The organism is Psychrobacillus sp. (genome assembly GCF_056205495.1).
Map to the genome: position 1 here is coordinate 1 of NZ_JBAEAP010000136.1, position 3,280 is coordinate 3,280.

Below are 3,280 nucleotides of genomic sequence, written 5' to 3' on the forward strand. Positions count from 1 at the left end.
ATGGAAGCAATAATAGAGATGAAGAAGCAGACTACTATTATCCTGGTAGAACAAAATTTTATGATGGCAAGTAAAATCGGGGATACATACACACTAATCGATGATGGAGAAACTGTTCAATCAGGACAAATGAGTGAGCTAATCCAAGATGAAGAATTGAAGAGAAAATACCTCGGTATCGGGTAAAGGAGGAAGCTATATGGAGTTGATCATCAATTTATTGATAAACGGATTGGCAACTGGCATGTTGATATTTTTATTGGCAGCTGGATTAACCTTAATATTTGGGTTAATGGATGTCTTAAACTTTGCACATGGAGGCTTATTTGCCTGGGGTGCTTTTTCTGGAGTATGGTTTTACAGTTTGACCGATAGCTTTACCTTAGCTCTGGTAGGAGCTGTTTTAACGGGAGCTTTATTGGGATTTATAACCGAAAAGCTAATTATCACACCTGTTTACGGAAACCATGTACAGCAAATATTAATTACTCTAGGTTTCATGATTGTTCTTTCTGAAATGCTGAAGGTCGTTTTCGGACCAAACCAAATTCCAGCAAAAGTACCTCCTCTGTTAGCTGGAAGCTGGGAGGTTGGGGATGTCATCATTATTAAATATCGTTTATTTATCATCACCATTGGATTCATCGTGTTTGGTATTTTCCAATTCATTTTAAAACGAACAAAAATCGGTCTAACTGTACGCGCTGGTGTGATGAACAAGGAAATGGTGCAGGCGTTAGGTATAAATATAAAAAAGGTTTTTTTATATGTTTTTATGACAGGTGCAGCACTTGCAGCATTAGGTGGTGCTTTGATGGCACCCTATTCAGGTGTGGTATACGCTGAAATGGGCATGGAGTATGCAATATTAGCCTTCATAGTAGTAGTCATTGGAGGGATGGGTAGCTTTCCAGGATCATTAATGGCAGCTATTTTAGTAGGTTTGTCAGGGAGCTTCATGGCGTATTATGTTCCAGCTCTATCACTTGCGGTAAATATGCTGCTTATGGCAGTCGTATTAATCTTCCGTCCGCAAGGTTTGTTTACTGCGAAAGGATGATACAAGGATGAAGTTAAAATCTACATTTCAAGTTAAACATGGCGTATTGGTGCTAATTATCGCTGCATTTACCATATTTCCATTTGTCTCAGATTCTAGAACATGGACTATTTTGCTGACTCAAATATTCATCTTTTCCATATTAGCGATGAGCTATGATATTCTGCTCGGTTATACAGGAATTGTATCCTTTGGCCATGCTATGTTCTTCGGTATGGGAGCATATTCCACGGCTATTATGTTAAACCACTTTGAGTCAACCGTCGGAATATTTATACTTTCAATTGCTGTAGGTATGGTTATTGCAGGGGTTATTAGCTTTTTAGTTGGATTGTTAACGCTACGTCTAAAAAGCCATTTCTTTGCCATGCTTACAATGGCGGTATCCGGACTATTTCTTGTCCTTGCAGAAAAGTGGAGAACTCTTACCTATGGAAATGATGGCTTTACATTTAGAGCTCCTGAAATTTTTAGAGATCGCATGGTGTTCTATCTATTGGTTTTGGGGTGCCTCGTCCTAGTTTATCTATTCCTAAGAAGATTTGTAAATTCTCCTCTAGGTAAAGTGTTGATTGGAGTTAGAGAAAACGAGCAAAGAACAAAGTCACTTGGATACAACACGCTCTATTATAAGGTAATCGCTTCAGTAGTTGCCGGAGTAATTGCCAGTCTAGCAGGATCGTTATATGCGATATCGTTACGCTTTGTCAATACCAGTGTACTGACGATGGATATCACACTTGATGCATTATTAATGACAATTATAGGCGGTGTAGGCACACTTATTGGTCCTATTATAGGAGCAGGAGTTATTGAATTAGCACAGCATTATCTTTCTGGGCTAGCTAAGGAACATCCGATTTTTGAAAGATGGATCATATTCTTCGGTATTATTTATATTCTCGCCGTTATTTTCTTCCCTAGAGGCATAGTTGGAACCATTCAATATGCTTTCTGGAAACGGAAAAACAAAAAAAGTAATGTAGAAGTGGCTACTAAAAGGAGGGAGTTAGCAAAATGACGATAGGGATTGTCAGTACTGGAATATATATTCCAACAGATGTAATGACTGCTGAAGAAATCGCATTCCGTTCCAAACTCCCTATTGAAGTAGTCAAAAACAAAATGGGTATTTCAAAAAAGCCAATTCCAGGGAAAGATGATCATACAGTTGCAATGGGAATATGGGCAGCGGAGAAAGCATTGCAAAAAGGAAATGTGGACCCCAAATCTATCGATCTAATAATCTATATTGGGGAAGAGCACAAGGAATATCCCCTTTGGACAGCTGCCATTAAGATTCAAGAAGAGCTTGGCGCCTTTCACGCGTGGGGTTTTGATGTGGCGCTACGTTGTGGAACAACTATTATGGCAATGAAAGTTGCAAAGAGCATGATGCTCGCTGACCCCTCTATCCAAACAGTTTTGCTTGCGGGAGGTTATAGAAACAGTGACTTTATTGACTATACAAACGATCGGACGCGCTTCATGTTCAACCTAGGTGCAGGTGGAGCTGCAATGATTTTAAAAAGAGATTACGAGAAAAATACTGTTTTAGAGACAGATATAATCACGGACGGCTCTTTTTCAGAGGATGTATTGGTGCCTGTTGGAGGAACTAAGCAACCTTTATCACCTGAGCATTTGGAGAATGGTTTGTATCGATTAGATGTAATGGATCCCGAGGGTATGAAGGCAAGACTAGAACAAAAATCGATGGACAATTTTTTAAAGGTTGTTAGGAATGCGCTTTTGAAAAGCGGATACAGTGACAAGGATATCGATTATCTTGCCATCCTTCACATGAAAAGGTCTGCACATGATTATGTCCTAGGTGAGCTAGGTTTGAATACGGAACAATCTATTTATTTAAGTGATTATGGGCACGTCGGACAGATGGATCAAATTATATCATTGGAATTAGCTGAAAAATCAGGGAAAATAAAAAGTGGAGATATTGTCGTTCTAGTAAGTGCTGGCATTGGCTACGCGTGGGGAGCAATAGTTATAAAATGGGGAATTGAAGGGAGAAATATATGATCATGACATTACAAAAAGTAACATTGGCAAATGGGGAGTCAATTACTTATAGGAAAAGAGCAGGGGGTAAGCAGATCCTCGTACTTGTTCATGGCAATATGACGTCATCAAAGCATTGGGATCTACTAATGGATGCTTTGGAAGATTCATTTACTGTAATTGCTTTGGATATGAGAGGTT

The 3,280-nt window shown here is 39.1% G+C and carries 4 protein-coding genes and 1 pseudogene; all 5 read left to right on the forward strand.

The window, feature by feature from the left end:
* Positions 1–186 (forward strand): annotated as a pseudogene (locus tag AC06OU_RS04105) (ABC transporter ATP-binding protein); the annotation flags it as partial.
* Positions 187–199: 13 nt separating this feature from the next.
* Complete coding sequence (locus AC06OU_RS04110) at positions 200–1,060, forward strand: branched-chain amino acid ABC transporter permease (protein WP_298473158.1); 861 nt, start codon at positions 200–202, stop codon at positions 1,058–1,060.
* 7 nt (positions 1,061–1,067) lie between these two features.
* Positions 1,068–2,081 (forward strand): branched-chain amino acid ABC transporter permease, encoded by a 1,014-nt coding sequence (locus AC06OU_RS04115; protein ID WP_475854163.1) that lies wholly within the window; start codon positions 1,068–1,070, stop codon positions 2,079–2,081.
* Positions 2,078–3,100 carry a 3-oxoacyl-ACP synthase gene (locus AC06OU_RS04120; protein ID WP_475854164.1) on the forward strand — a complete coding sequence of 341 codons (1,023 nt, stop codon included), beginning with the start codon at positions 2,078–2,080 and terminating at the stop codon, positions 3,098–3,100. Before AC06OU_RS04115 ends, AC06OU_RS04120 begins: the two co-directional genes overlap by 4 nt.
* The coding region (locus AC06OU_RS04125; RefSeq protein ID WP_475854166.1) for an alpha/beta fold hydrolase at positions 3,097–3,280 on the forward strand (184 nt) is incomplete at its 3' end. The genes AC06OU_RS04120 and AC06OU_RS04125, both read left to right, overlap by 4 nt.